Origin of the sequence: Burkholderia crassaminum, from assembly GCF_964265005.1 — a bacterium.
Classification (GTDB): Bacteria; Pseudomonadota; Gammaproteobacteria; order Burkholderiales; family Burkholderiaceae; genus Burkholderia.
This window is the reverse complement of the sequence record NZ_OZ183799.1, coordinates 2,866,664-2,892,915: the sequence shown is the minus strand read 5'-3', so window position 1 is coordinate 2,892,915 and position 26,252 is coordinate 2,866,664. Positions and strand designations below refer to the sequence as shown.

At 68.4% G+C, this 26,252-nt stretch carries 30 protein-coding genes, 1 other RNA gene and 1 riboswitch; of the genes, 15 read left to right on the top strand and 16 right to left on the bottom strand.

Features of this window, described 5'->3' with window-relative positions; all coding sequences use genetic code 11:
* Positions 1-45 precede the first annotated feature (45 nt).
* A complete protein-coding gene (cobA, locus tag ACPTTF_RS13375; protein ID WP_423371426.1) occupies positions 46-795 on the top strand; it encodes a uroporphyrinogen-III C-methyltransferase in 750 nt (249 codons plus the stop codon).
* 81 nt (positions 796-876) lie between these two features.
* On the opposite strand, the gene ACPTTF_RS13370 is transcribed toward cobA, so the two are convergent.
* From ACPTTF_RS13370 to lptF, 3 genes are read right to left on the bottom strand one after another with little or no spacing between them, the layout of a single operon-like run.
* A complete protein-coding gene (locus ACPTTF_RS13370) occupies positions 877-1,257 on the bottom strand; it encodes a sirohydrochlorin chelatase (RefSeq protein ID WP_423371425.1) in 381 nt (126 codons plus the stop codon).
* A gap of 27 nt (positions 1,258-1,284) precedes the next feature.
* Positions 1,285-2,433 (bottom strand): LPS export ABC transporter permease LptG, encoded by a 1,149-nt coding sequence (gene lptG / locus ACPTTF_RS13365; protein ID WP_166961220.1) that lies wholly within the window; start codon positions 2,431-2,433, stop codon positions 1,285-1,287.
* Positions 2,434-2,436: 3 nt separating this feature from the next.
* Positions 2,437-3,528, bottom strand: coding sequence for an LPS export ABC transporter permease LptF (lptF, locus tag ACPTTF_RS13360; protein ID WP_166961217.1), 1,092 nt, complete (start codon positions 3,526-3,528; stop codon positions 2,437-2,439).
* A 122-nt stretch (positions 3,529-3,650) separates the two neighbouring features.
* Between lptF and ACPTTF_RS13355 the strand changes: the two genes are divergently transcribed.
* The 3 genes from ACPTTF_RS13355 to ACPTTF_RS13345 are packed head-to-tail and all read left to right on the top strand — an operon-like array spanning position 3,651 to position 6,400.
* Positions 3,651-5,162, top strand: a complete 1,512-nt coding sequence (locus tag ACPTTF_RS13355; RefSeq protein ID WP_423371424.1) for a leucyl aminopeptidase — start codon at positions 3,651-3,653, stop codon at positions 5,160-5,162.
* Between the two features lie 34 nt (positions 5,163-5,196).
* Positions 5,197-5,613 (top strand): DNA polymerase III subunit chi, encoded by a 417-nt coding sequence (locus tag ACPTTF_RS13350; protein ID WP_176050655.1) that lies wholly within the window; start codon positions 5,197-5,199, stop codon positions 5,611-5,613.
* A 25-nt stretch (positions 5,614-5,638) separates the two neighbouring features.
* Entirely contained in the window at positions 5,639-6,400 is a 762-nt protein-coding gene (locus tag ACPTTF_RS13345; RefSeq protein ID WP_423371423.1) for a DUF2486 family protein, read from the top strand.
* 129 nt (positions 6,401-6,529) lie between these two features.
* On the opposite strand, the gene ACPTTF_RS13340 is transcribed toward ACPTTF_RS13345, so the two are convergent.
* Both ACPTTF_RS13340 and ilvD read right to left on the bottom strand, forming a co-directional pair.
* The gene (locus tag ACPTTF_RS13340; RefSeq protein ID WP_423371422.1) at positions 6,530-6,856 is read right to left on the bottom strand and encodes a c-type cytochrome; all 327 of its coding nucleotides are present in this window, start codon (positions 6,854-6,856) and stop codon (positions 6,530-6,532) included.
* A 127-nt stretch (positions 6,857-6,983) separates the two neighbouring features.
* The gene (gene ilvD, locus ACPTTF_RS13335) at positions 6,984-8,657 is read right to left on the bottom strand and encodes a dihydroxy-acid dehydratase (protein ID WP_166961205.1); all 1,674 of its coding nucleotides are present in this window, start codon (positions 8,655-8,657) and stop codon (positions 6,984-6,986) included.
* Between the two features lie 135 nt (positions 8,658-8,792).
* Between ilvD and ACPTTF_RS13330 the strand changes: the two genes are divergently transcribed.
* Positions 8,793-9,707 (top strand): LysR substrate-binding domain-containing protein, encoded by a 915-nt coding sequence (locus ACPTTF_RS13330; protein WP_423371421.1) that lies wholly within the window; start codon positions 8,793-8,795, stop codon positions 9,705-9,707.
* A gap of 89 nt (positions 9,708-9,796) precedes the next feature.
* Positions 9,797-10,687 carry a prolipoprotein diacylglyceryl transferase gene (gene lgt, locus ACPTTF_RS13325; RefSeq protein ID WP_166961199.1) on the top strand — a complete coding sequence of 297 codons (891 nt, stop codon included), beginning with the start codon at positions 9,797-9,799 and terminating at the stop codon, positions 10,685-10,687.
* A 110-nt stretch (positions 10,688-10,797) separates the two neighbouring features.
* Here the strand turns inward: lgt and ACPTTF_RS13320 are convergent, their stop codons facing one another.
* The 5 genes from ACPTTF_RS13320 to ACPTTF_RS13300 form a co-directional block, all read right to left on the bottom strand.
* Positions 10,798-11,538, bottom strand: a complete 741-nt coding sequence (locus ACPTTF_RS13320; RefSeq protein ID WP_166961197.1) for an SIMPL domain-containing protein — start codon at positions 11,536-11,538, stop codon at positions 10,798-10,800.
* A 181-nt stretch (positions 11,539-11,719) separates the two neighbouring features.
* A complete protein-coding gene (locus tag ACPTTF_RS13315; protein ID WP_423371420.1) occupies positions 11,720-12,181 on the bottom strand; it encodes an EVE domain-containing protein in 462 nt (153 codons plus the stop codon).
* A 71-nt stretch (positions 12,182-12,252) separates the two neighbouring features.
* Positions 12,253-12,434, bottom strand: a non-coding RNA gene (gene ssrS / locus ACPTTF_RS13310) — 6S RNA.
* 81 nt (positions 12,435-12,515) lie between these two features.
* A complete protein-coding gene (locus ACPTTF_RS13305; RefSeq protein ID WP_006478091.1) occupies positions 12,516-12,830 on the bottom strand; it encodes a cell division protein ZapA in 315 nt (104 codons plus the stop codon).
* Complete coding sequence (locus ACPTTF_RS13300; protein ID WP_166961172.1) at positions 12,827-13,177, bottom strand: ATPase; 351 nt, start codon at positions 13,175-13,177, stop codon at positions 12,827-12,829. Before ACPTTF_RS13300 ends, ACPTTF_RS13305 begins: the two co-directional genes overlap by 4 nt.
* 154 nt (positions 13,178-13,331) lie before the next feature.
* A riboswitch (cobalamin riboswitch) is annotated at positions 13,332-13,585 on the top strand.
* 283 nt (positions 13,586-13,868) lie between these two features.
* On the opposite strand from ACPTTF_RS13300, the gene ACPTTF_RS13295 reads away from it, so the two are divergent.
* From ACPTTF_RS13295 to cobC, 5 genes are read left to right on the top strand one after another with little or no spacing between them, the layout of a single operon-like run.
* Complete coding sequence (locus ACPTTF_RS13295) at positions 13,869-14,867, top strand: FecCD family ABC transporter permease (protein ID WP_423371419.1); 999 nt, start codon at positions 13,869-13,871, stop codon at positions 14,865-14,867.
* The gene (locus ACPTTF_RS13290) at positions 14,864-15,679 is read left to right on the top strand and encodes an ABC transporter ATP-binding protein (RefSeq protein WP_166961162.1); all 816 of its coding nucleotides are present in this window, start codon (positions 14,864-14,866) and stop codon (positions 15,677-15,679) included. Before ACPTTF_RS13295 ends, ACPTTF_RS13290 begins: the two co-directional genes overlap by 4 nt.
* Positions 15,680-15,734: 55 nt before the next feature.
* A complete protein-coding gene (gene cobT / locus ACPTTF_RS13285; RefSeq protein ID WP_423371418.1) occupies positions 15,735-16,790 on the top strand; it encodes a nicotinate-nucleotide--dimethylbenzimidazole phosphoribosyltransferase in 1,056 nt (351 codons plus the stop codon).
* The gene (locus tag ACPTTF_RS13280) at positions 16,780-17,556 is read left to right on the top strand and encodes an adenosylcobinamide-GDP ribazoletransferase (RefSeq protein WP_166961372.1); all 777 of its coding nucleotides are present in this window, start codon (positions 16,780-16,782) and stop codon (positions 17,554-17,556) included. Before cobT ends, ACPTTF_RS13280 begins: the two co-directional genes overlap by 11 nt.
* Positions 17,541-18,125 (top strand): alpha-ribazole phosphatase, encoded by a 585-nt coding sequence (gene cobC / locus ACPTTF_RS13275; protein WP_423371417.1) that lies wholly within the window; start codon positions 17,541-17,543, stop codon positions 18,123-18,125. The genes ACPTTF_RS13280 and cobC overlap by 16 nt, the downstream gene beginning before the upstream one ends.
* 103 nt (positions 18,126-18,228) lie before the next feature.
* Here the strand turns inward: cobC and ACPTTF_RS13270 are convergent, their stop codons facing one another.
* Genes ACPTTF_RS13270 through cobU form a run of 4 tightly spaced genes read right to left on the bottom strand, consistent with a single transcriptional unit; the run spans position 18,229 to position 21,647 of the window.
* The gene (locus tag ACPTTF_RS13270) at positions 18,229-19,146 is read right to left on the bottom strand and encodes a cobalamin-binding protein (protein WP_423371416.1); all 918 of its coding nucleotides are present in this window, start codon (positions 19,144-19,146) and stop codon (positions 18,229-18,231) included.
* Positions 19,143-20,162 (bottom strand): threonine-phosphate decarboxylase CobD, encoded by a 1,020-nt coding sequence (cobD, locus tag ACPTTF_RS13265; RefSeq protein ID WP_423371415.1) that lies wholly within the window; start codon positions 20,160-20,162, stop codon positions 19,143-19,145. The genes ACPTTF_RS13270 and cobD overlap by 4 nt, the downstream gene beginning before the upstream one ends.
* Positions 20,155-21,099 (bottom strand): adenosylcobinamide-phosphate synthase CbiB, encoded by a 945-nt coding sequence (cbiB, locus tag ACPTTF_RS13260; RefSeq protein WP_423371414.1) that lies wholly within the window; start codon positions 21,097-21,099, stop codon positions 20,155-20,157. The genes cobD and cbiB overlap by 8 nt, the downstream gene beginning before the upstream one ends.
* Positions 21,093-21,647, bottom strand: a complete 555-nt coding sequence (gene cobU, locus ACPTTF_RS13255) for a bifunctional adenosylcobinamide kinase/adenosylcobinamide-phosphate guanylyltransferase (RefSeq protein ID WP_423371413.1) — start codon at positions 21,645-21,647, stop codon at positions 21,093-21,095. The genes cbiB and cobU overlap by 7 nt, the downstream gene beginning before the upstream one ends.
* Before the next feature lie 74 nt (positions 21,648-21,721).
* Between cobU and ACPTTF_RS13250 the strand changes: the two genes are divergently transcribed.
* From ACPTTF_RS13250 to ACPTTF_RS13235, 4 genes are all read left to right on the top strand, one after another.
* A complete protein-coding gene (locus tag ACPTTF_RS13250; RefSeq protein WP_423371412.1) occupies positions 21,722-23,224 on the top strand; it encodes a cobyric acid synthase in 1,503 nt (500 codons plus the stop codon).
* Between the two features lie 94 nt (positions 23,225-23,318).
* Complete coding sequence (locus ACPTTF_RS13245) at positions 23,319-23,456, top strand: hypothetical protein (RefSeq protein WP_166961138.1); 138 nt, start codon at positions 23,319-23,321, stop codon at positions 23,454-23,456.
* A 150-nt stretch (positions 23,457-23,606) separates the two neighbouring features.
* Positions 23,607-24,020: a DoxX family protein gene (locus ACPTTF_RS13240; RefSeq protein WP_423371411.1), complete on the top strand. Its 414-nt coding sequence runs from the start codon at positions 23,607-23,609 to the stop codon at positions 24,018-24,020.
* Positions 24,021-24,156: 136 nt separating this feature from the next.
* Positions 24,157-24,825, top strand: a complete 669-nt coding sequence (locus ACPTTF_RS13235) for a ParA family protein (protein WP_166961133.1) — start codon at positions 24,157-24,159, stop codon at positions 24,823-24,825.
* 126 nt (positions 24,826-24,951) lie between these two features.
* Here ACPTTF_RS13235 and panD read toward each other — a convergent pair whose 3' ends face one another.
* Positions 24,952-25,338, bottom strand: coding sequence for an aspartate 1-decarboxylase (gene panD / locus ACPTTF_RS13230; RefSeq protein ID WP_011545962.1), 387 nt, complete (start codon positions 25,336-25,338; stop codon positions 24,952-24,954).
* A gap of 45 nt (positions 25,339-25,383) precedes the next feature.
* Positions 25,384-26,223, bottom strand: a complete 840-nt coding sequence (gene panC / locus ACPTTF_RS13225) for a pantoate--beta-alanine ligase (RefSeq protein ID WP_166961130.1) — start codon at positions 26,221-26,223, stop codon at positions 25,384-25,386.
* Between the last annotated feature and the right edge of the window lie 29 nt (positions 26,224-26,252).

The following is a 26,252-nucleotide window of genomic DNA, read 5'->3' as shown; positions in this document are numbered from 1 at the left end:
CGGGCCGTACGCAAACGTCCGCACGGACGAAGCGAAGCGACAAACATGGGCAAGGTGTATCTGATCGGAGCAGGGCCGGGCGCGGCGGACCTCATCACGGTGCGCGGCGCGCGCCTGCTCGCGCAGGCCGACGTCGTGCTGCACGACGCGCTCGTCGAGCCCGCGATGCTCGACTACGCGCCGAATGCGCGCCGGATCGCAGTCGGCAAGCGCTGCGGGCAGCGCTCGACCGCGCAGCATTTCATCAACAAGCAGATCATCGATGCGGCGCGCGAACATGCGTGCGTCGTGCGGCTGAAGGGCGGTGACCCGATGCTGTTCGGCCGCGCGGAAGAGGAGATGCGTGCGCTGGAAGCGGCCGGCATCGACTACGAGGTCGTGCCGGGCATCACCGCGGCGCTGGCCGGTGCGGCGACGCTGAAGCGGTCGCTGACGTTGCGCGGTGTGTCGCGCAGCGTCGCGTTCGCGACCCACAGCCGCGCGCCGGGCAGCGACGAGATCCGCGAAGCCGCGCGCGCCGACTCGATCGTCTACTACATGGGCCGCGACAGCGCGCCCGGCATCGCGCAGGAACTGATCGACGCAGGCCGTGCGCCGGCGACGCCCGTGGCGATCGTCGAGGCGTGCAGCACCACGCGCGAGCGCACGCTGACGCTGACGCTTGCGCAGATGGCGGCGGGCGACGCACAGGCGTGGCTCGATCCCGCGGAACCGAGCCTGCTGATGATCGGCGACGCGTTCGCCGAGCGCGCCGGTCAGGCGAAAGAGGGCGATTCGCTGCGAAATGCGGCCTGAGCGGGATCCGGCTGGAGTCTGAAACGAAAAAAGCGCTGGCTTAGGCCAGCGCTTTTTCTTTGTGTGCCGTGACTGTGCGGCTTACGCGCTGCCGATCTGGTCGATGCAGTAGCGGGCGATCGCGTCGAGCACGCCGTCGTCTTCGCCGACGGCCGTCGCGCAGCGGATCTCGATGCCGGGATGGGCGGCGCGGCATGCGTCGACGAGCTGCGGCAGATCGCGGCGGACATGGCCGCCCTGGCCGAAGAACACGGGCACCACGGTGATGCGCGAGCAGCCGGCCGCGACCTGCGCGGCGACGGCGTCGGCGAGCGACGGCGTCATCAGTTCGAGGAACGCGAGCGACACGTGCGGGGCAGGGGAGGCGGCGCCGCGCAGCCGCGTGGCGAGCCGCTCGAACGGCTCGGCCCAGCGCGGATCGCGGGCCCCGTGGCCGAACAGGACGATGCCGTGCGAACTCATGTCGAAGCCTCCGTCATGACGCGGCGCTCAGTGCCGGTCGACCCACTTGAGCGAGAACAGGCCGAGCGCGAGATAGATGAGGCCCGGTGTCGCAGCGGTGAGCGGCGCGGGCCACGCGCTCAGCGTGCCGATGTGCGAGAACAGCGTATTGAGCAACTGGAAGCTCATGCCGAGCATGATGCCGCCGAACACCTTCACGCCGACCACGCCCGCACGCGTGTGCAGGTACGCGAACGGCAGCGACAGCACGAGCATCACGAACACCGCGAACGGATACAGCAGCTTGCGCCACAGTGCGATGTCGTAGCGCTGCGTGTCCTGCTGGTTCTCGCGCAAGTGCTGGATGTAGCGGAACAGGTTGATGATCGACATGCGCTCCGGCGACACGAGCAGCACCGACAGGATCTGCGGTGTCAGGTCCGAACGCAGCCGGTATTCGGGCAGCGATACCTGCTGCGACCGGTACACGGGGTTCAGCGCGTCGGCCGGCTGGCCGCTGATCGGCTTGATCGGCGTCAGCTCGGTCTCGGTGACGCCTTTCAGCAGCCAGTGGCCGGGCGGCTCGTAGCGTCCCGTTTGCGCGATCCGCACGTTCTGCAGCTGGAATTTCGAATCGAATTCGTAGATGCGCACGTTGCTGATCGTCGAATCGGGCGACAGGCTGCCGACGTTGACGAAGCGCGTGACCTGCTCGCCGTTGTTGCGGGCCGCGAGCGTGTCCTTCACCCACACGCCCGACTGGAAGTTCGACGACACCGACGCGCCGAGGGCCTGCAGCCGCACGCGTTCGGACAATTGATCGGCGTACGGGCCGACGAATTCGCCGATCAGGTAGGTGACGATCACGAGCGGAATACCGATCTTCAGCAGCGAGCGCAGCGCCTGGTTGGTCGCGAGACCCGACACGCGAAAGATCGTGAATTCCGAGTTCGCGGCCATTTGTGCGAACACGTAGATCGCGCTGATCAGTGCGGCGACCGGGATGATCTCGTAGAAGCGCGACGGGGTCTGCAGCGCGACGCGCAGCACCGCGTAGCCGAACTTGTAGTTGCCGTGCCCGACCGAGTTCAGTTCGCTGATCAGGTCGAAGAAGAAGAACAGGCCCGAGAACGCGAACAGGATGAAGACGAACGTGATGTAGATCTGTCGCGCGAAGTACTTTTCATAGAGCCGCATCGATCATGCTCCCGAGCGGCCGAACAGCGCGCGTGTAAACAGCGGACGATTGCGCACGCGCAACCAGAAGATGACCGCGACGATCGCCGCGACGACCAGGTGCAGGCCGACCAGGCCGACGACGAACGACATCTTGCCCTGTTCGATCTGCGACTGCACGACGTTCAGCAGGTTCGAGTACGTGAGGTAGATCAGCACGGCCATCACGAGGTTGATCGTGCGGCTGCGGCGCGGGTTCTGGTACGACAGCGGGATGCCGAGCACCAGCAGGTTGATCGCGATCAGCGGCAGCCCGGCGCGCCACGCGAATTCCGCGAGGTTGTCGCGCGTCGGGTTGCGCAGCAGGTCGGGCGTCGACGTGCTGTTCGTGGTCGGCACGTTGGTGACCGGCGTGCTCGTGATCTTCACGCCGTAGCGCTCGAACTCCATGATCTTGAAGTTCGGCTGGCCGGGCGTGCCGTCGTAACGGCGGCCGTCTTCCAGGACGACGAAGCGGCTGCCGTCGTGCGTTTCCGTGTGACCCGTCTGCGACACGACCACGTTGACCTTGCCGTTCTCGGTCGACGTGACGAACACGTTCTGCACCTTGCTCTGGTCGGGCGTCATCTTCTCGATGAAGAACACGCGGTGGTTCGTGGCCGACTCGCGGAACTGGCCCGGTGCGAGCAGCGAGATTTCATCGCGCTGCTGGAAGCGCGCCTTGATCATCTTGCTTTGCTGGTTCGACCACGGCCAGCCGACGAACGCGAAGAACGCGATCAGCAGGATGATCGGCGTGGCAAACACGCCGATCGGCTTGATGAGGCGCGTGAGGCTCACGCCCGACGCGAGCCACACCACCATTTCGGAATCCCGGTACCACCGGGTCAGCACGAACAGGATCGATACGAACAGCGTGACGACGAGCATCACGGCGAGGTAGCCGATTACGGTCAGGCCGATCAGCACGAGCACGTCCCGCGGATCGATTTCACCGGACGCGGCATAGCCGACGATGCGGATCATCATCGTCGTGAGCATGATCGTGAGCAGCACCATGAACACGGCGCCAGCCGTATACGCAAGCTCGCGCTGGAGGGAGCGTTCGAAGATCATTCTTGATGAGAAGAGGGCGGGAGGCTGCGCACGCGTAGCGGAGCGCTCGCGCCGCCACGGGAAAAATAGCGGATAATTGCGGCTTTCATCCTTAGCCCAGATTTTATCCGAGGACAAGCGCGATGGACTTTAGCATAAAAGGCTGTGATTGGAGCAAAGGCGAGGCCAAGGGGTTCCTGACCGGGAAGTCCGACTGCATCGTGCTCGGCATCTTCGAGGCGCAGACGCTTTCGGGCGCGGCGCTCGACATCGACACGGCCACCAAGGGGCTGATTTCGCGCGTGGTGAAGGCCGGCGACATGGACGGCAAGCGCGGCAAGACGCTGTTCCTGCACGAAGTGTCGGGCATCGGCGCGTCGCGCGTGCTGCTCGTCGGCCTCGGCAAGCAGGATGCTTTCAACCAGAAAGCCTATAACGATGCAGTGACGTCCGCGTGGCGCGCGCTGCTGGCGACCAAGGTCGTCCAGGTCACGTTCACGCTCGCGCAACTGCCGGTCGACGAGCGCAGCTCCGACTGGGGCGTGCGTGCGGCGATTCTCGCGCTGCGCAACGAGACCTACCGCTTCACGCAGATGAAGAGCAAGCCGGAACCGGCGTCGCACACGCTCAAGCGCGTCGTGTTCAGCGTCGATCCGTCCGACGAAAAGGCCGCGAAGGTCGCGGTCAAGCAGGCCGTCGCGCTCGCGAACGGGATGGATCTCACCCGCGACCTCGGCAACCTGCCCGGTAACGTGTGCACGCCGACCTACCTCGGCAACACCGCGAAGAAGATCGCGAAGGATTGGGGCCTGAAGGCGGACGTGCTCGGGCTCAAGCAGATCCAGGCGCTGAAGATGGGCTCGTTCCTGTCGGTCGCGCGCGCGTCGGTCGAGCCGCCGCAGTTCATCGTGCTGCACTACCAGGGTGCCGCCGCGAAGGCCGCGCCGGTCGTGCTGGTCGGCAAGGGCATCACGTTCGACACGGGCGGCATCTCGCTGAAGCCGGGCGAGGGCATGGACGAGATGAAGTACGACATGTGCGGCGCCGGTTCGGTGCTCGGCACGATGCGCGCGGTCGCCGAGATGGGCCTGAAGATCAACGTCGTCGCGATCGTGCCGACCTGCGAGAACATGCCGGGCGGCAACGCGACGAAGCCGGGCGACATCGTCACCAGCATGAAGGGCCTGACGATCGAGGTGCTGAACACCGACGCCGAAGGCCGCCTGATCCTGTGCGACGCGCTCACGTATGCCGAGCGCTTCAAGCCGGCCGCCGTGATCGACGTTGCAACGCTGACGGGCGCCTGCGTGATCGCACTGGGCGGCCACAACAGCGGCCTGTTCTCGACGGACGACGCGCTCGCGGGCGAACTGCTCGACGCGTCGCGCGAGGCGAACGACCCGGCGTGGCGCATGCCGCTCGACGACGAGTACCAGGATCAGCTGAAGTCGAACTTCGCGGATCTCGCGAACATCGGCGGACGCCCGGCCGGCGCCGTGACGGCCGCGTGCTTCCTGTCGCGCTTCACCGACAGCTATCCGTGGGCCCACCTCGACATCGCGGGCACCGCATGGAAGGGCGGTGCGGCGAAGGGCGCGACGGGCCGTCCGGTGCCGTTGCTCGCGCAGTTCCTGATCGACCGCGCCGGCCAGTGATGGCGGTGTTGACGACGCTGCGGGTACGCGGGCAATGACGCGGATCGATTTCCACTCGAACGTCGGCGATTCGCTCGCGTACGCGTGCCGGCTGCTGCGCAAGGCCTACCAGGCCGGGCAGCCGGTCGTCGTGCTCGCCGAGCCCGCGCGCCTGCGCGCGCTCGACGAGCAGCTCTGGACGTTCTCGCCGCTCGATTTCATCCCGCATTGCGGTGTCGACAGCGAGCATGCAGCCGGCACGCCGATCGTGCTGGCCGCGGATCTCGATCGCGCACCGCATCATCACGTGCTGCTGAACCTCGGCGCTGCCGTGCCTGCGCAGTTCGCCCGCTTCGAGCGCCTGCTCGAAGTGGTCGGCAACGCGCCGGACGAGCTGGCCGCGGGCCGCGACCGCTACCGGTTCTACCGCGACCGCGGATACGCGCTGAACAACTACAAGCAGGGCAGCTAGCCGCAACCGTCGACGGAGTGTTGCCGTGACAGAAGCCGATTCATCCTCGATCCCGACCCTCACCGACGTGCTGGTGCCGGGCAAGCCGGTGCCGGCGCGTTCGCCCGCGCCCGACGCGCCGCAGCCGCCCGCCGGTGCGGCGATTCCGGTGCTCACCGACGTGGTCGCACCACACACCACGGGTGCTGCGCCGGCTGATTCCATGCCCGGCGCGCTCGATGCCGATTCCGTCGTGGTCGAACTCGTGCCGACGCCGTACGTGCCGGCAGTCGAATTGCCGGGCGACGAGGCGGTGGCTGGTGCTGCCGCGATGGGCGAGACCGATGCGCCGGCCGAACCCGGCGCCGCGGAACACGTGGTCGCCGAAGATTCGGTGGCGATGAGTGCGCCGCTGCGCTCGTCGCTGGCCGGCGACGATGTGCCGCAGCACGCGTTCACCGCGGTCGCGCACGAAGCGATCGGGCACGCGCGCGAAGCGCACATGCCGGAGGCCGCCGTAGCGGCCGCCGCGCCGCCGCCGGATGCGCAGGCAGCGGCCGGACTGACGCCGGAAGATGCACAGCACATTGCCGAGCGCCTGCGCAATCGGCTGACGAATTACCTGACCGGGGAAGGGCGCGACGCCATCGAGGCCCGCTGCCGCGACGCGCTGCATGAGCATTCGGCCTGGCTGGTCGGCCAGATCACGCGCGAAGTGGCGCTGGCACTGGAAACCGAGGTGATGGACTGGGTGCGTGACGCGGTCGACGAAGAGATCGCACGCCGCCGCACCGGCCATGCCGGTTGAGCGCGCGGCCGATCCGGTGAAAAACGGGGTGCGATTCCAGTAAGAGCCGGCGAAGCGGCCGGCGAGCTGCTGGTCAGCTGGGGCTGGCTCGCGCTGCCGGCAGAGGCTACCCCGCCCGGGGCGTCTGGATCAGCGCACCGACAGCACCCATTGCGCGAGTGTGTGGGCTTCGGTGTTCGTCAGTTGCGTATTGGCGGGCATCGGCACGCTGCCCCATACGCCGACGCTGCCTTTCACGATCGACTGGGCAAGGTAATCGACGGCGTCGCCGCGCGCCGCATACTTGCCGGCGATGTCGCGGAACGACGGGCCCATCAGCGGCTTGCTGATCGCGTGACAGGCCATGCAGTTCTTGCGCTGGGCAAGCGCGAGCCCGTCGGCCTGGTCGGCACGCGCAGCCGCCGCGCTGCCGATCAGCAGCGTGGCGAGCAGGACGCGCAATATCGAGTGTTTCATGCGGTTCTCCGCCGGCGGGGACGGCCGGCTTCATGACCCGCGCATTATAAAAGCAAAGGGAAAGCGCGTTTTGCGCGTTCCCCCGGCGGCCATGGTTATCGGGGTCGCATGCCGTGATACATCCGCGTCAACCGGTGACGGCACCCTGGTTCGCCGGGCCGGCGAGTGCCGCGAATTTCGCGAGCACGCCGCGCGTGTAGCGTGGCGCCGGTTGTTGCCACGCGGCGCGGCGGCGCGTGAGTTCCGCGTCGTCGACGTTCAGCTGCAGCAGCAGCCGGTGCGCATCGATCGTGATCGAGTCGCCTTCCTGTACGAGCGCGATCGTGCCGCCGACGAACGCCTCGGGCGCGACGTGGCCGACCACCATGCCCCAGGTCCCGCCCGAGAAGCGGCCGTCGGTGATGAAGCCGACCGATTCGCCGAGCCCCTTGCCGATGATCGCGGACGTCGGCGCGAGCATTTCCGGCATGCCGGGGCCGCCCTTCGGGCCGAGGTAGCGCAGCACGAGGATGTCGCCTGCGCGGATCCGGTCGCCGAGAATCGCATCCATCGCGCTTTGCTCGTCGTCGAACACGCGCGCCGGACCGGTGATGACCGGGTTCTTCAGGCCGGTGATCTTCGCGACCGCGCCGTCCTCGGCGAGATTGCCTTTCAGGATCGCAAGGTGGCCTTCCTTGTACAGCGCGCGGTCGATCGGGAAGATCACGTCCTGGTCGGCCCGCGGCACACCGGGCACGTCCTTCAGTTCGTCGGCGATCGTGCGGCCGGTGATCGTCATGCAGTCGCCGTGCAGCAGCCCTGCGTCGAGCAGGATCTTCAGCACCTGCGGAATCCCGCCGGCCCGATGCAGGTCGGTCGCGACGTACTTCCCCGACGGCTTCAGGTCGCAGATCACGGGCACGCGCTTGCGGATGCGCTCGAAGTCGTCGATCGTCCAGTCGACCTCGGCCGCGTGCGCGATCGCGAGGTAGTGCAGCACCGCATTGGTCGAGCCGCCGGTCGCCATGATCACCGACACCGCGTTCTCGATCGATTCCTTCGTGATGATGTCGCGCGGCTTCAGGTCGCGCTTCACGGCCTCGACGAGCACGCGCGCCGATTCGGCGGCCGAATCGACCTTCTCCTCGTCGGGGTTCGCCATCGTCGACGAGTACAGCAGCGACATCCCGAGCGCCTCGAACGACGAACTCATCGTGTTCGCGGTGTACATCCCGCCGCACGAACCCGACGTCGGGCATGCGTTCTGCTCGACCCCTTCGAAATCCTCCTGCGACATCCGGCCCGCGGTGAATTCGCCGACCGCCTCGAACGACGAGACGATCGTCAGGTCCCGGCCTTTCCAGTTACCGGGGCGGATCGTGCCGCCGTACACGTAGATGCCCGGCACGTTCAGGCGCGCGAGCGCGATCATCCCGCCCGGCATGTTCTTGTCGCAGCCGCCGACGACGACCACGCCGTCCATCCATTGCCCCTGCACGCAGGTCTCGATGCAGTCGGCGATCACCTCGCGCGACACGAGCGAGTACTTCATGCCTTCGGTGCCCATCGACATGCCGTCCGAAATCGTCGGCGTGCCGAAGATCTGCGGGTTCGCGCCGGCTGCCTTCACGGCCGCGACGGCCGCGTCCGACAGGCGCTGCAGGCCCGAATTGCACGGCGTGATCGTCGAATGGCCGTTCGCGATGCCGACCATCGGCTTGTCGAAATCGTCCTTCTGGTAGCCGAGTGCGTAATACATCGAGCGATTCGGCGATCGGGCCACGCCTTGCGTGATGTGCTTCGAGCGACGGTTGTAAGCCATGGGGGACTCCATCGTTGTCTGGGCTACGCCGGTGAGCGGCGCGCCGGTTCGGATCAATCAAGAATGGAGTTTCCGGATTGGGATGTCCAATATATTATTTGTCGCTTATTAAGTCGTTTTACGAATGAGAGAGGCATGGCCGATCCGACTCCCGACCTGCGCCAGTGGCGCTATTTCGCGACCGTCGCCGACGAGCGCCATTTCGGCCGCGCGGCCGAACGCCTGTCGATGACGCAACCGCCGCTGTCACAGGCGATCCGCGCGCTCGAGGACGCGCTCGGCGTCGCGTTGTTCGTGCGCACCAAGCGCTCGGTGGCGCTGACGGCGGTCGGGGCTGCGCTGTTGCCCGATGTGCGCCGGCTGCTTGCGTCGGCCGATGCGTTGCCGCCGCTTGCGCGACGGCTCGCGCGCGGCGAGGCCGGCTCGCTGTCGCTCGCGTTCGTGTCGACCGCCGATTACGGGCTGTTGCCTTCGCTGCTGCGTGCGTTCGGCGCGCGCTACCCGCAGGTGCGCCTGCAACTCGCGGAGGCGACGAGCGACGTGCAGATCGACGAACTCGTCGCCGGCCGCATCGACGCGGGGCTCGTCATTCCGCCCGTGCCGCCGCGCCACGCGGCCGGGCTGTCGTACCTGCCCGTCGTGCGCGAGCCGCTGGTGGTGGCGATGCCGGCGGCTGCGAGCGACGCGCCTGAAGACGAGCCCGTCCATCTCGCGGAGGTCGCCGCGTTGCCGCTCGTGATCTTTCCGCGTCGTTTGGCGCCCGGCTTTTATGACATCATTACGGGCTGCTACGGCGCGGCGGGGGAAACCCCGCGCATCGGCCAGGAGGCGATCCAGATGCAGACGATCGTCAGCCTCGTGTCGGCCGGCATGGGCGTCGCACTGGTGCCGCAATCGCTGCGTAACCTGCGGCGCACCGGCGTGGTCTACCGGCCGCTCGCCGGTCACGCGCCGGTCGTCGAGACGGGCCTCGTGTGGCGTACCGGTGACGTGAGCCCCGTGCTGGCCGGCTTCATCGACGTCGTGCGCGCGCAGGGTCTCGCCACGTGACGTGAACGATGCTGCGCCGGTGCCGTCCAACGCGCGGTGCTGCGCGTTTGCGACGGCCGTACCGCATTCGAAAACTTCTTCGCTAACCCATGATCATTCACCCGAATTTCGACCCCGTTGCGATCCATCTCGGGCCGCTGGCCGTGCGCTGGTACGGCCTCATGTATCTCGTCGGCTTCATCGCGGCGATCGTCGTCGGCCGGATCCGCCTGAAGCTGCCGCACGTCGCGGCGCAAGGCTGGACCGCGAAGGACATCGACGACATGATGTTCTACGGCGTGCTCGGCACCGTGCTCGGCGGCCGGCTCGGCTATGTGCTGTTCTACAAGGCCGATTTCTACCTCTCGCATCCGCTCGACGTGTTCAAGGTGTGGGAAGGCGGCATGTCGTTTCACGGCGGCTTCCTCGGCGTGACGCTCGCGATGGTGCTGTTCGCGTGGCAGCGCAAGCGCCACTGGCTGCAAGTCACCGATTTCGTCGCGCCGATGGTGCCGACGGGGCTCGCGGCCGGGCGGCTCGGCAACTTCATCAACGGCGAACTGTGGGGCCGCGTGACCGATCCGTCCGCACCGTGGGCAATGCTGTTCCCGGGTGCGATGCGCGACGATGCGGCATGGTTGCCGAAGCATCCGGAGCTCGTCGAGAAGTGGCATCTCGCCGACGTGTTCATGCAATACCAGATGCTGCCGCGCCATCCTTCGCAGCTCTATGAAATCGCGCTCGAAGGCATCGTGCTGTTCTTCGCGCTGTTCTTCTTCTCGCGCAAGTCGCGGCCGATGGGCGCCGTGTCCGCGCTGTTCCTGATCGGGTATGGCCTCGCACGCTTCACGGTCGAGTTCGCACGCGAACCCGACGACTTCCTCGGCCTGCTCGCGCTCGGCCTGTCGATGGGGCAATGGCTGTCGCTGCCGATGATCCTCGCGGGTATCGCGTTGATGGTCTGGGCGTATCGCCGTCGCGCGGCGAATGCCGCTGCGTGATGCGATGCCGATGCACGTGCGATCGGCGCGTGCATCGGCACACGCAGGGAAATGAAAAACGCCGGCCCGAGGGCCGGCGTTTTTCATTTCGGACTGCCGCGCGCCGCGCGTTACTTCATCTGCACGGAGCCGTTGACGGTGACCGACACGGTGGCCTTGCCGCCTTCGACCGCGATCGGTGCGCTCATCTTTGCGCTGTCCATCGGCGCCGCGGCCATCGCCATCATGCGCGGGTACGGCTGCACGTTGCGGCCGCCGCCGACGTTCACGTCGCGGATCGTGTAGCTGTTGTAACCGAATGCCTTCGCGGCTTCGTCCGCACGGGCGCGGAACGACTTGATTGCCTCGGTCGTCAGCTTCTGCTCGGCTGCGCGCTGCGCTTCGGGCGACAGCGAGAACTCGACGTTCGCGACCTGCATCAGGTTCGACAACTGGCCGGCCAGCTTCGACGCCGCGGCGAAATCGCGCGATTCGAGCGCGACCTCGGTGCGGCCGCGCCATGCGGAGATCTTGCCGTCGCGATCGGTGCTCGGATAGACGGAGAATGCGCCCGTGTGTGCCGTGACGCCCGATACGCCCTTCGCCTGCGACAGCGCTGCGTCGGCGCGCTGGTTCAATTGCGCGGTGAGGCTGCCCGGATCCTTGGCCTGCTGCTCGTAGAACAGCGTGATGTGGATGATGTCCTGCGGCACGTCGGCGCTGGCCTGTGACGACAGCGACAGCACGCCTGCCGGCTCCGGAAAGTGCGGGTTCGCGGTTTGCGCGTGCGCGGCGGGCGACGCGAGCGTCAGCGCGACGGGAACGGCGGCGGCAAGGGCGAGCGACAGCGCGAGTGCGGATTTCTTGGTCATTGTTGGACTCCTTGTGCGAGGGCGTGCACGCGGATCGCGCGTGCACGACGCGGGCGTACCGCGCGACGAAAAAACGACAGCCGGCTCGATCGAGCCGACAGCGGTTGCTTAGGCCGCGCGAAAGTGCCGCGAGTTCCGTGGCGGCGGCACGTACTGACCAGATTTGACCTTTGGCGTGCGCCTACTTCATCAGCTTTTCGGTGATGAACTTCCATTCGGCGCGCGTGACGGGCGTGATCGACAGCCGGTTGCCACGTGCGAGCACGCGCATGTCGGCGAGTTCGTCGTGTTCGCGCAGCGCGGCAAGCGGCACGAGCGGTGATTTTTTCACGTAGCGCACGTCGACGAGCAGCCAGCGCGGCGCTTCCTGGCTCGACTTCGAATCGTAATAGGGGCTTTTCGGATCGAACTGCGTGGGATCGGGGTAGGGCGTCGACGACACTTCGGCGAGGCCCGCGATGCCCGGCTCGGGGCAGCTCGAGTGATAGAACAGCACGCCGTCGCCGATCTTCATCGTGTCGCGCATGAAATTGCGCGCCTGATAATTGCGCACGCCCGTCCACGGCAGCGAGCGCTGCGGTGCGTTGGCGAGATCGTCGATGCTTGCTTCGTCCGGTTCGGACTTCATCAGCCAGTATTGCATGGATCGTGATCGACGCAGAAAGAGGCTGCTACAAAAGAAAACGGCATCGGGCTTCGCCCGATGCCGTTGGATAGGCCCCCGCCTTGGCCGCTAGGCCGGCATCCTGAACCTGAGGTTCAGAATTGGTCGCAGTTAGCAGCACTTCGGGTACATCAGACAGAGTGACGCGCGCGCCCGTGCTACAAATTTCCGCAACCGTGCACATGGCATTGGTTCAAGGAATATATGACCTTGGCGAACCAGGCAGGGAAGCTGACTGAACTGTGAATCGATGCGCCAATTTGACCACCGTTGATCGCCGAGATCAAGGGGAATCGACGTATCGATTAAAACGTTACTGCGTCTCGTGCTGTGCGAGCACCGCGCCGAGCTGTTCGTTCATCTGGTGCATTGTACGACGGATTTCCTCCGCCGGAAATGCTTCACCGTGCCGCACGCTCGTTTGCAGCCGCAGCAATTCGGAAGCGAGCGACAGCGCCGCCATCACGGCGATGCGATCGGTGCCGCGTACCGAGCTGTTCGAGCGGATTTTCGACATTTCGGCGTCGACACGCGCGACCGCTTCGAGCAGCGCCGCTTCGGTCTCGGCCGAACAGGCGAGCCGATAGGGCTGACCGAGAATCGAGACTTCGATCTGCTTGGTGCTCATGCATGTTCTCCGTGGCTGGCCGCGTCATCGCCATCCGTACGCGCCTGCCCATCCAGCAGGTCGAGCTGGTTGTCGGCTTGCTCCGCACTTTTCGAGCGCGGCAGCTTTTCGAGAATCGCGTTCAGCTTCACCTGGGCGTCGTCGATCTTTGCCGACAGTGTGTCGCGCTCGGCTGCGAGCGCATTGCGTTCGTCGCGCAGTTGCGCGAGTTCCGCGCGGACTGTGTCCGCGTCCGCGCGCAATTGCGCGACTTGCTCCTCGAGCGCGAGCCGTTCCGAGTGATAGCGCTTGTTCAGCGAAATCAGACGGCCAATATTTTGAGATAAGGTTTCGAGTTCGTTGAGCATTTGCTGCGTCCTCTAAAGACCCAGCATTTTAGCGCGGAATAACGCGCAAACCGACATCTGTAACGTTTCCAGTCGTAACACCCCTGCTTCTTGCCGCGAATCAGCGCGTCCCGTGCGTGCCCGGACGCTTCCTTGACGCTCGTGCGAGCGGCTCCTAAACTGGCGCCGCCTCGGTGCTCGCGCGTGGAACGCGCGGTTAAACGGGAAGCAGGGCGTGGGCTCCGCCAGGAAGCCGCCAACCTGCGCTGCCCCCGCAACGGTAAGCGGCCGCGTCGCATGACGCAGGCCGGCTCGGGCGCGTTTCGCATGCGGTTACCGCAGGCGGGCGCGGGCCACTGCGCGTTTTCGCGCGGGAAGGCGAGCCGGACCGCCGCCAGCCCGGATACCGGCCGAGGCGGGAAGCCCGCACGGGCTTCGTGACGCGCGGCCTGCGGGGAAGCAGGGTGCGCAATGCTTCACGGGATGGATCTTCGATGCCGACCCCAATCGTCGTCGGCGCCGATTTCTGCCATCTTGGTGACGTTTGCGAACGAGGCGAGCGCCGAAGGCCGCCGCGCACGTCGACCACCTGACCGACAAGGATCACGAGCTTGGGGATGCCTGCAACACGTCGCACTGTGCCGATGTCGCACCCGGCCGGCAGCAGTAGCGCGCCGATGCGCGCAGCGTCGTCCGTCGCGCGGAGGGCCGCATGAGCGCCGCGCGCGCCGCGGCGATCTGGGCCGCGCTGGCCGCCGTGGTCGCGTTGCTGTTCGTCGCGTCGCTGTCGATCGGCAGCGTGCCGATGTCGCCGTGGCAGGCGCTCGCGTCGCTCGTGCCGCATGGCGGCGACACATTGTTTTCCGATATCGTTCGCACGCTGCGTTTGCCGCGCGCACTCGCGGGCTTCGCGTGCGGCGCGCTGCTCGCGCTGGCCGGCGCACTGTTGCAGGTGTTGCTGCGCAACCCGCTTGCCGACCCGTACGTGCTCGGTGTGTCCGGCGGTGCGGCCGGTTTCGCGCTTGTCGCGATGATCGCGGGCGGCGCGTGGTGGCTCGTCGATGCGTCGGCGTTCGCGGGCTCGCTCGTGTCGGTCGCGCTCGTGCTCGGCCTCGCGCGCCGCGAGCTGTGGCGCGGCGAGTCGCGCGACGCGTCGCCGCGGCTGCTGCTCACGGGTGTCGTGATCGCGGCCGGGTGGGGCGCGCTCGTCACGCTGTTGCTGTCGCTCGCGCCCGATGCACGGCTGCGCGGGATCATCTTCTGGCTGACCGGCGACCTGAACGGCGTGACCGCGCCATGGTTCGCGTGGGGTGCGCTGCTGCTGGCCGCATGCATCGCACTGCCGGCCGCGCCGCAACTGAACGTGCTGCTGCGCGGCGATGCGACGGCGCTTGCGCTCGGCGTGCCCGTTGCGCGCCTGCGTGTGCGGATCTATCTCGTCGCGTCGCTGGCCGCCGCGGCCGCGGTGACGACGGCCGGCACGATCGGCTTCGTCGGCCTCGTCGTGCCCCATGCGCTGCGGCTTGCCTTCGGCAACGACCAGCGGATGCTGCTGCCGGCCGCGATGCTCGCGGGCGGCGGCGGCGTGATGGCGGCTGACCTGCTCGCACGCACCGCGATCGCGCCCGCGCAGTTGCCGGTCGGCGTGATGACTGCGTTGATCGGCGTGCCGGTGTTCCTGTGGATGTTGCTCAGGAGGCCGATGCGATGACCCATGCCGCATTGCACGCCACCGGCGGCGAGATGCGCTACGCGGCCGTCGACCTGACGCTGAAGGCCGGCGCGCGCACGCTGCTCGACGGCTTCACGCAGGCGTTCCGCCCGGGCGAGATCTGGTGCATCGCGGGGCCGAACGGTGCGGGCAAGACGACGCTGCTCGCGACGCTCGCGGGGTTGCAGACGCCGGCCGGCGGACGAGTCGAGATCGATGGCCGGCCGCTCGCCGCGTGGCAGCCGGCGCCGCTCGCGCAGCGCCGCGCGCTGATGCCGCAGCAACTGCACGACGCATTCAGCGCGACCGTGTTCGACACGGTGCTGCTCAACCGCTTTCCGTATCTCGGCGGCTGGGGCTGGGAGCGAGACGGCGACCGCGCGGCCGCGCGCGACGCGCTGGCGACCTTCGACCTGGCTGCGCTTGCGTCGCGCGACGTGCTGTCGTTGTCGGGCGGCGAGCGGCAGCGAGTCGCGCTGGCCGCGACGCTGTGCCAGGACGCGCCGTTGATGCTGCTCGACGAACCGCTCGCGCACCTCGACCTGCATCACCAGATCGATTGCCTGACCGCGCTGGCCGCGTGGCTCGACGCGGGCCCGCGCACGGTGCTGTTCTCGTGCCATGATCTGAATCTCGCGCGGCGTTTCGCGACGCATGCGCTGTTGCTCGACGGCCGCGGCCACGCGTGGGCCGGCCCCGTGCATGACGTGCTGACGCCCGAGCGCGCCAGCGATGCGTTCGGTTATCCGCTCGTGCTGATCCGCGAGAACGGCCGCGATGCGCTGCTGCCGGCGTGGCCCGAGCGACAATGACGTTTCCTTTTCCGATGCGCGGCGCATACCGCCGCGCCAACGACACGGCTCCTTGATGACGACCCCGACCCACTTCCCGCCCGCGATCGCGCCGCTCGACGACGCGCTGCGCAAGCGCCTGCAGCACGTAATCGACCACAAGACCAAGCCGCCCGGCAGCCTCGGCCAGCTCGAGGCGATCGCGCTGCAGATCGGCTTGATCCAGCACACCGAGCGGCCGGTCGTGCAGCGTCCCGTGACGATCGTGTTTGCCGGCGATCACGGGATTGCCGCCGAGGGCGTGAGTCCTTATCCGCAAGCGGTGACCGCGCAGATGGTCGCGAACTTCCTCGCCGGCGGCGCGGCAATCAACGCGTTCTCGGGCGTCGCGCAGAGCACGCTCGAGATCGTCGATGCGGGCGTCGCGTCGCCGCTGCCGCTGTCCGACCGGCTGGTGTCGCTGCCGGTCGCGCGCGGGACGCGCAACTTCGCGGCGGAGCCGGCGATGACGCGCGACGAGGCGATGACGGCGCTCGCGGCCGGCGCGGCGCGCGTGCGCCTGCATCGGTCGCTCGGCACGAACACGATCGGCTTCGGCGAGATGGGGATCGCGAACACGTCGTCGGCCGCGTGCCTGATGAGCCGCCTGCTCAGCGTGCCGATCGACGCCTGCGTCGGGCGCGGCACGGGCCTCGACGACCAGGGCCTCGCGCACAAGCGCGCGGTGCTCGGCCGTGCGCTCGTCAAGCACTCGCACGCGATTGCACCGCTCGACGTGCTCGCGACGTTCGGCGGCTTCGAGATCGCGATGATGACGGGCGCGTATCTCGCGGCCGCGAGCGAGCGGATGACGATCCTCGTCGACGGTTTCATCGCGACGGCCGCGCTGCTCGTCGCCGAGCGCATCGCGCCCGGCGTGCGCGACTACTGCGTGTTCTCGCATACGTCGCACGAGGCCGGGCACCGGCGCATGCTCGAGCATTTCGGCGCGAAGCCGCTGCTCGCGCTCGACCTGCGGCTCGGCGAAGGCACCGGCGCGGCGCTTGCGCTGCCGCTCGTGCGTGCGGCTGCTGCGTTCCTCACGGAAATGGCGAGCTTCGAATCCGCGGGTGTCGACAATCGTGACGCCTGATCGCGCGCGCGGCGTGCGAGCCGAACTGCGCTACTTCTTCGTCGCACTCGGCTACTTCACGCGCGTGCCCGTGCCGCGCACGATCGGCTACGCGGCCGGCGATCTCGACCAGGCCGCGCGTTATTTCCCGCTCGTCGGCGCATGCGTCGGCGCGTGGGGCGCGCTCGTGTATCTGGTCGCGCTGCGCGCGTTGCCCGTGTCGATCGCGGTCGGGCTGTCGATGGCCGCCACGCTGCTCGCAACGGGTGCCTTTCACGAGGACGGCCTGGCCGACAGTTGCGATGCGTTCGGCGGCGGCTATACGCGCGACGACGTGCTGCGCATCATGCACGACTCGCGGATCGGCACGTTCGGCGCGGTCGCGCTCGTGATCGCGCTCGGCGTGAAATGGCAGGCGCTTGCGTCCATGCTGCCGCTGCGTGCCGCATGGACGATGATCGCCGCGCACGCGGCGAGCCGCGCGGCGGCCGTGAGCTTGCTGATGACGCTCGACTACGTGCGGCCCGAAGGCAAGGCGAAACCGGTCGCGCAACGGATGGGGGCACGCGCGGCGTGCGTCGCCGCGCTGTTCGGATTGCCCTGGCTGTTCTGGCCCGACTGGCGCATGGGGGTCGCCGCATGCGTTGCGCTCGTGCTCGTGCGCGCGTGGGCAGCCCGCTATTTCGTGAAGCGGATCGGCGGTTATACGGGCGACTGCCTCGGCTTCACGCAACAACTGTGCGAACTGGCGATCTATCTCGTGGTGCTCGGGTGGACGTCGTCCTGATCCGTCATCCGTCCGTCGGCGTCGAGCCGGGCGTCTGTTATGGACGCAGCGACGTGCCGCTCGCCGCGCCGGCCGATGCGGGGGCGCATGCCGTGCGCGCGCATCTGTCGGCTCTCGGCGCGCCGCCGCCCGAACAGATCTGGACGAGCCCGCTGATGCGATGCGCGTCGGTTGCCGAACGGCTCGCGCAGGCATTCGATGTGCCGCTGCAACGCGATGCCGGCTGGCAGGAAATGGATTTCGGCGCGTGGGAAATGCAGCGCTGGGACGATATCGATCGCGCCGCGCTCGACGCGTGGGCGGCCGACCTGATGCATGCGTGCGCGCACGGCGGCGAAAGCGTCGCGCGGTTCGCTGCCCGGGTCGCACGGCAGGCCGATGCCGTGGCGCAGTTCGACCGACCGCAATGGGCCGTCACGCATGCGGGTGTGATCCGCGCGTTTGCATCGCATGTACTGCGCGTGCCGCTCGATACACTGTTGTCGCGGCCGGTGCCGACAGGGGGTGTCGTCTGGCTGCGGGCCGATGCCGCCACGCGAACGTGGGAAGTGGTGCACTGGGACGAATAGGCGCGCCGGCGTCCGCATGCGAACGACGCAGCGCGCGTTCGATCTGTGTCAAACACGGGCGCATCGGGCGCAGGTGCGCAATGCGCGCGCAAGTCTCCGGAAATCAGCGCACCGGCCGCCGTGCACGCGCGGCATCGAGATCCTCGCACAGCGCGGCCGCGCCCTGCGCGATCCGCGGCGACGGCCGCGTCAGCAGATCGCCGTCGATCGCGAACAGGTTGTTGCGCGCCACGGCCGTCAGCGCGGGCCACGTGCGCCAGCGCGCCAGGCTCGGCAGCGGTTCGTCCGTGCGCGATGCGCCTACGCCGGTCGTCACGATCGCCTCCGGATTCGCCGCGAGCACCGCTTCGTCGGTGACGGTCGGCACGAGCGGCTTGAGCGATGCGAACACGTTGCGGCCGCCGCACAGCTCGATCACGTCGTTGATCAGGTGCGCGCCGTTGAGCGTCATCAGCGGCCGGTCCCAGACCTGGAAGAACATCGTGACGGGCGCTCGCGCGGCATAACGTGCGCGCAGTGCCGCGATGTCGCGCGTATAGGCGGCCGCGGCCGTATCGGCAGCCGGTTGCGTGCCGAGCAGCGTGCCGAGCCGGCGCAGCGACGCCGCTACGTCGTCGAGATGCTTCGGTTCACTGAAGAACAGCGGGATATGCAGCGCGCGCAACGCGTCGGTCTGCCGCTCGGCATTGCCGTGCCGCCAGACGACGATCAGGTCGGGCTTCAGCGCCGCGATCCGCTCGAGGTCGAGCGCCTTGTTGTCGCCGACGCGCGGTATCGCTTGCGCGGCGGGCGGATAGTCGCTGTACGTGACCGTGCCGACGAGCTTCGCGCCGCCGCCGGCCGCGTAGACCAGCTCGGTCGCGTGGGGTGCGAGGCTGATCACGCGCTGCGCGGGCGCAGGCAGCGTGACGGTGTTGCCGGCGTCGTCGCGCGTCGTGACATCGGCATGGACAAGCGGCGCGTGAGCGAGTGCGGCCAGCATCGCGACCGGTGTCAGCCGGCGAAACATGCGCGCATTCATGCGGATTCCCGTTGCAGCAGCGGCACGCAGTGGGCGAGTGCGTCACCGAGGCGCTGCCATTCGGCTTCGCTGCCCGGCAGGCCGACGCGTGTGCTCGACGGTGCCGGGAAGTGCCGCGTCCAGATCCCGCGTGCCGCGAGTGCCGCATGCAGTGCCGCTGCCCGCGGGTCGTCGGTCCAGCTGAAGAGCGGCGTCGCACGGACTGCGAAGCCGTGCGCGCGCAGCAATGCTGCCAGCCGCTCGCCGTCGGCCGCGAGCCGCTCGCGGGCGGCGGCCTGCCATGCGCGATCGGCGAACGCCGCCGCGACCGCGTGGCGTGCCGGACCGCCGACCGTCCATGCGCCGAGCATGTCGCGCAGCGCGGCGATCTGGTCGGGGCACGCGAGCACGAAGCCTGCGCGGATGCCGGCGAGCCCGAAGAACTTGCCGACCGAGCGCAGCACGACGAGCCCCGGGCGATCGACCTGCGGCGCGAGCGATTGCGTCGCGCCCGTATCGGCGAACGCCTCGTCGACGATCAGCGTGCCGCCGCGCGCCGCCAGTTGCGCATGCCAGCCGAGCAGGCGCCCGGCCGGCACGAATTCGGCGGTGGGATTGTTCGGATTCCCGACGATGACGTGGCGCAACGTTGCAGGCAACGTATCCGTGCCGATGTCGAGCGCGACGACGCGATGGCCGTGGCGCGCGAAAGCGGGCGCATATTCGCCGTACGCGAGCGCCGCGACGCCGGCGTCGCCGGTCGGCAGCAACGCGGGCAATGCGCGGATTGCTGCCTGGCTGCCGGCAACCGGCAGCACGTGTGCGGGATCGGGCGCGTGGTAGTACTGCGCGGCGCAGGCCGCGAGGCCGTCGCCGTCGTCGGGCAGCCGGCGCCATGCGTCGGCCGGGACGGGGGGCACCGGATAGCCGACCGGATTGATGCCGGTCGACAGGTCGAGCCATGTGTCGTACGGAATGCCGTGGCGGCGTGCGGCTTCATGCAGGTTGCCGCCGTGCGCGATGTGGATGTCAGACATGATGGGTGGCCATGACGAGTGCGCCGCTCGCGACCAGCAGCGCGAGCCACAGGGCAAGCGTGCGCGTGACGAGCGACAACGCGGCGACGATGTGGATGGCGGTCGCCGTTGCGCCCGTGCCGAGCGCGGGACGATCCTCGATCTCGCCGTGATAGACGGCCGGGCCGCCGAGCTGCACGTTCAGGCTGCCGGCGCCGGCGGCCATCACCGGGCCTGCGTTCGGGCTGTCCCAGTGGCGCGCCTGCGTGCGCCAGCAGCGCCATGCGGCGGCCGTATCGCCGAGCAGCGCGTAGCTCGCGGCCGTGAGGCGCGCGGGAATCCAGTTGAGCGCGTCGTCGAGGCGCGCGGCGGCCCAGCCGAAGGTCAGGAAGCGCGGCGTGCGGTAGCCCCACATCGCGTCGAGCGTGTTCGCGAGCCGGAACAGCAGCGCGCCGGGGCCGCCTGCGACGACGAACCAGAACAGCGCGCCGAAGATCGCGTCGTTACCGTTCTCGAGCGCGGATTCGACGGCCGCACGCGACAGCGCGCCTTCGTCCGCGTCGCTCGTGTCGCGCGACACGATGCGCGCGGTCAGCGTGCGGGCGGCGCCGAGGTCATTCCGCAGCAGTGCCGCGGCGATCGGCGCGACGTGGTCAGTGAGGCTTTTCGCGCCGAGTGCGAACCACAGCAGGGCGATGTGCAGCGCGGCCGCGAACGGCCACGGCAGCACGGCCGCGAGCCATGCCGCGACGGCGACCGGCGGCACGACCGCCGCGATCCACGCGGCAACGCCGACCACGCGGCCGCGCCGGCCCGTGTTCAGCGCGCCTTCGATGCGCGCAGCGAGGCGGCCGAACGCGACGAGCGGATGCCAGCCGGCCGGTTCGCCGATCGCGCGGTCGATGATCGCGGCCACGACCGCGAACATCGCGACAACGGGCAGCGACAGCATCAGCATGACGGCGCTCCCGTCTTGAGGTCGAGCGGCAGCCCGGCGACGAGCAGCGTCACGCGCGTCGCGAGCGCGGCGACACGCTGGTTCAGGCGCCCGAGTTCGTCGACGTAGCGGCGCGTGACCGACCCGAGCGGCACGACGCCGAGCCCGATCTCGTTGCTGACGACGATCACCTTCGCGCGCGCGCCGCGCAACGCCTGCTCGAGCCGGTCGACCTGCGCCGCGTACTGCGCATCGTCGAGCGGTTCGCCGTCGGCCGGGCACAGCAGGTTCGTGAGCCACAGCGTCAGGCAGTCGACGAGCAGGCACGCGTGCGGATCGTCGAGCCGCGCGAGCGTGCCGGCGAGGTCGACGGGGGCGTCGGCGAAACCCCAGGCGGCCGGCCGGCGCGCACGATGGTGCGCGATGCGCTGCGCGAATTCGGCATCGGCGGCGGTCGCGGTCGCGATGTAGGTGACGGGGCGGCCGCTGTCGGCGGCGAGCTGCTCGGCGTAGGCGCTCTTGCCCGAGCGCGCGCCGCCGAGGACGAAGGTGAGGTCGTGCGGAATCATCGCGTGATTGTAACGGCGCGGGCATACCGGCGCGGGCGATAATGCGGCCTTTGCTTCGCAATGACCTTTACACGATGAATGCACCCGAGCCGCGGCCGCGCGGCACGCTGATGATCCAGGGCACGACGTCCGACGCGGGCAAGAGCACGCTGGTCGCGGGATTGTGCCGCCTCGCGCGCCGTGCGGGCGCGCGCGTTGCGCCGTTCAAGCCGCAGAACATGGCGCTCAACAGCGCGGTGACGGCCGACGGCGGCGAAATCGGCCGCGCGCAGGCGCTGCAGGCACTGGCCGCGGGCGTCGCGCCGCATACGGATTTCAACCCCGTGCTGCTGAAGCCGACGAGCGACCGCGGCGCGCAGGTGATCATTCACGGCAAGGCGCGCATGAACCTCGATGCGCGCGCGTATCACGACTACAAGCCGGTCGCGTTCGAAGCGGTGCTCGAGTCTTACGCGCGCCTGCGCGCCGGCTACGACACGGTGATCGTCGAGGGCGCGGGCAGCCCGGCCGAGATCAACCTGCGCGCCGGCGACATCGCGAACATGGGTTTTGCCGAACGCGTCGACTGCCCGGTCGTACTGGTCGCCGACATCGACCGCGGCGGCGTGTTCGCGCACCTGGTCGGCACGCTCGCGTGCCTGTCGGACAGCGAGCGCGCGCGCGTGCGTGGCTTCGTGATCAACCGCTTCCGCGGCGATGTCAAGCTGCTCGAACCGGGGCTCGACTGGCTGCGCGCGCAGACGGGCAAGCCGGTATTCGGCGTGCTGCCGTACCTGCACGGGCTGACGCTCGATGCCGAGGACATGCTGCCCGCACAGGCGCGCAGCGCCGCCGCACGCGGCGACGCCGGCGTGCTGCGCGTCGTCGTGCCCGCGCTGCCGCGCATCAGCAACCACACCGATTTCGATCCGCTGCGCGCGCATCCGCAGGTCGAGTTCACGTACTGGAAGAGCGGCCCGGTGCCGGACGCCGACCTGCTGATCCTGCCCGGTTCGAAGAGCGTGCAGCGCGATCTGGCATGGCTGCGCGACGCGGGCTGGGACACGCTGATCCGTCGCCACCTGCGTTACGGCGGCAAGGTGATCGGTATCTGCGGCGGGATGCAGATGCTCGGTCGCACGCTCGACGATCCGCTCGGTCTCGAAGGCGCACCCGGCAGCGTGCCGGGGCTCGGGCTGCTCGATTTCGACACGACGCTGCAGCGCGACAAGACGCTGAAGAACGTGACCGGGCAGCTCGCGCTGGCGGGCGGGGCCGCCGTGAGCGGCTACGAGATCCACATGGGCGACACGCATGGGCCCGCGCTCGCGGCGCCTGCGCTCGCGCTCGCAGCCGACGCCGCGCAGGGCGGCACGCGCCCGGACGGTGCGGTGTCCGCCGACGGCCAGATCCTCGCGACTTACGTGCACGGGCTGTTCGACTCGCCCGACGCATGCACGGCGCTGCTCGCGTGGGCCGGGCTCGACGGCGCGGAGCGCATCGACTATCCGGCGCTGCGCGAGGCATCGCTCGAGCGGCTCGCCGACACATTCGCCGACCATCTCGACCTCGACGCGCTGTACGCGGAATTCCGCTGACGCCCCAGTCGGGGCCCGATGCAACAGGCCTCGCATTTTTCGCCGGATCGCGTACAACACAGGTGGGCGGTGGTTCGTCCGGAGGAGTGCGGCGATGAAGGTTCGGTGGTGGTGGAGCGTGCTGCTGGCGGCGCTGCTGGGCGCGTCGGCTTATGCGCACGCGTGCGATTCGTACGGCGCGGGCGGCAGCCCGTCCGGCGCCGATTCGTCACAAGGCAAAAGCGGTTACTGAAGTTCGCATCGGGGCATGGTCGGTCATGCCCTTTTTTATGGCCTGATTCGTTCTTTTCGGGAATCAGTTAAAGCGGATTGGCGTGTTTATCGGCCAAATCGATTCGAATAGAGTGCGATCCATTCTCATCCACTCACGAAGGAATTTGCCATGAACCCCAATCGCCTCAACGATTTCGCCGCGACACTGCTGCGCGTCGCGCTCGGCGTGCTGCACCTCGCGCACGTCGCGCAGAAGGTGTTTGTCTTCACGCTGCCCGGCACCGCGCAGTTCTTCGCGTCGATCGGCCTGCCGGGCTGGCTCGCGTACCTGACGACGTTCGTCGAACTGGCCGGCGGCCTGGCGCTGCTCGCGGGCTTCCGTGTGCGCGTCGCCGCGCTCGTGCTGCTGCCGTTCATGCTCGGCGCAATCGCCGCGCATCTGCCGAACGGCTGGAGCTTCACGTCACCGAACGGCGGCTGGGAATATCCGGCGTTCTGGGCCGTCACGCTTGCCGTGCAGGCGCTGCTGGGCGGCGGCGCGTACGCGCTCGGCGCACGGGAGGCCGCGGTTCAGCGTGCGTAACGGGTAGCTCGGCGTCCGCGGTGCGGCGCAACCCGTTCCGGTGACACCCCGTTTGCCGATATCATCGCTCCCTGTATCCGCATTCGAGCGGCGCCTGCCATGCGGCGGGCGCCGCGCGGCTTTTTCGGGGGAATTCATGACGGTGATCGTGGTGGCGAATCCGAAGGGCGGCGTGGGGAAGAGCACGCTGTCCACCAATCTTGCCGGCTATTTCGCGGCGCAGGGCGCGTGGGTCGCGCTTGCCGACCTGGACCGGCAGCAATCCGCGCATGCGTGGCTCGACCTGCGGCCGGCCGGATTGCCGGCGATCGAGGCATGGGAACTCGACCCGGACGCGCCGACGAAGCCGCCGCGCGGCCTCGAATATGCGGTGATCGATACGCCGGCCGGCCTGCACGGCAACCGGCTCAACGTTGCGCTGCAATTGGCCGACAAGGTGATCGTGCCGCTGCAGCCGTCGCTGTTCGACATTCTGGCCACGCAGCAGTTTCTGGAGCGCCTCGCCGGCGAGAAGGCGGTGCGCAAGGGCAGCGTCGAGGTCGGGATCGTCGGGATGCGGGTCGATGCGCGCACGCGTTCGTCGGATCAGCTTCACCGGTTCGTCGAAGGGCTCGGCCTGCCGGTGCTCGGCTACGTGCGCGACACGCAGAACTACGTGCAGATCGCCGCGCACGGCCTCACGCTGTGGGACGTCGCGAAGAGCCGGGTCGAGAAGGATCTCGAACAGTGGCGGCCGATCGTCGAATGGGCCGAACGCCGCGCGCCGAAGGCAGAGAAGACGGAGAAGGCCGCCAAGGCGTCCTGATCGCGCGGCCGCCGGGCCGGTACGCGATGAAATGAGAAAGGGCCGGATCCCGCGGTACACGGAATCCGGCCCTTCGACCGCAGGCGGCGCAGCCGCTCCCGCGCGCCATGGCACGCGGGCGGCTGGTCAGGTCCAGTTCTGCGTCGGCACGTGGTCGCGATGGCCCTTGATCTTGTTGCCGTCGTCGATGAACACGAGCTTCGGCTTCCAGCCGGCCTGCAGCTCGGCTTCGTCGACCATCGCGAATGCCGCGATGATCACGAGGTCGCCGAGCTGCGCGCGACGCGCGGCCGAGCCGTTCAGCGAGATCATCCCGCTGCCGCGCTCACCCTTGATCGCGTACGTCGAGAAACGCTCGCCGTTGTTGATGTTCCAGATGTCGATCCGTTCGTTTTCGATGAGGCCCGCCGCTTCGAGCAGGTCTTCGTCGATCGCGCACGAGCCTTCGTAGTGCAGCTCGCAGTGCGTGACGGCCGCGCGGTGGATCTTCGATTTGAGCATGTGGCGCTGCATGGTGTCTCCGTGATGCGTCGTGAGAGGCGCGGGCGGGGCGGCCCGTCAGATTTCCAGGTTATCGATGAGGCGCGTCGCGCCGAGCTTCGCGGCCGCGAGCACGACGAGCGGCTCGCCGGCTTCGAGTTCGGCGGCGCTCGGTGCGATCAGGTTCGCGCGGCGGCGGATCGCAATGTAGTCGGGTGCCCAGCCGCGCTCGGCCAGGTGCGTGCGCGCGTGCTGCTCGAGCTTGCCGAGGTCGCGTTCGCCGCCGAGCACGCTGTCGCGCACGCGCTGCAGCGTTTTCGCGAGCTCGGGCGCTTCCTTGCGCTCGTCGGCCGTCAGGTAGCGGTTGCGCGACGACAGCGCGAGGCCGTCCTCGTCGCGCACGGTTTCGGCCGCGATGATCTCGACCGGCAGCGCGAGCTGCTGGCACATCCGGCGCACGATCATCAACTGCTGGTAATCCTTCTTGCCGAACACCGCGACGCGCGGCTGCACGCAGGACATCAGCTTCGTGACGACCGTGCACACGCCGGCGAAGAAGCCGGGCCGGAATTCACCCTCGAGAATCCCGCCGAGGTCATCCGGCGGCAGCACGCGGTATTCCTGCGGTTCCGGGTACATGTCGCGCTCGGTCGGCGCGAACAGCACGTAGACGTTTTCCTTCTGCAGCTTCTCGATATCGTCCTGGAGCGTGCGCGGATACTTGTCGAAATCCTCGTTCGGGCCGAATTGCAGCCGGTTGACGAAGATGCTCGCCACGACCGGGTCGCCGTGCTGGCGCGCGAGGCGCATCAGCGACAGGTGCCCTTCGTGCAGGTTGCCCATCGTCGGCACGAACGCCGTGCGGTTCTGTCCGCGCAACTGGTCGCGCAGTTCATGGATCGAGCTGATGACTTTCATGATCGGGTAGCGGGTTCCTCGCGCATGCG